The 603-nt window shown below is 46.9% G+C and carries 1 protein-coding gene; it reads right to left on the bottom strand.

The genetic code is table 11. The features are described from left to right. Window positions 1–27: 27 nt before the first annotated feature. Window positions 28–603, bottom strand: a 576-nt coding sequence (locus R7044_RS26535) for a GntG family PLP-dependent aldolase (RefSeq protein ID WP_263857065.1), incomplete at its 5' end; no start/stop codon positions are given.

Raw genomic sequence — 603 nt, 5'->3', positions numbered from 1 at the left:
AGGGGAAGCTCAATGATCAAAATCAATCTAAAGCAGAGATTTAAGGCTCGATAGGAAGGTTTGAATATCTTCAGCAGAGATGTCTTTGTGTGTGACAAAGCGAATTGGGTTTCCTGGGCTGATGATGATGTTTTGTTGCTTGAGTTGTTCCGCGATGCCTTGGATATCGACTTTAGCATCCAACTTAGCAAACACAATGTTGGTTTGAACGAAGTCAGGATTTACCGAGAAACCCGGTAGTTCAGCTAAACCTTCCGCCAATGCTTTTGCATTGATGTGATCTTGCTTTAACTGCGCGACTTGTTCCGTGATCGCCAGTTTACCTGCTGCCGCTAGAATGCCTGCCTGACGCATTCCGCCACCGACCATCTTTCTTAAACGGCGAGCTTTCGCGATGTATTCCTTGCTGCCAAGCAGCAGTGAGCCAACGGGTGCCGCAAGACCTTTCGATAAACAAATCGTCATGGAATCAAAGTACTGACCAATCTCCTTGACGGGAACATCGAGCGCAACGGCTGCGTTAAACACACGAGCACCGTCGAGATGCAGTTTCAGATTGTGTTTATTAACGAATTCACGAGCTTCCGCTAAGTAAGACAGTGG

The organism is Vibrio sp. 1402 (assembly GCF_033340275.1).
Note: the sequence above shows the minus strand (reverse complement) of the source record. Positions and strands in the feature narration are given on the sequence as shown.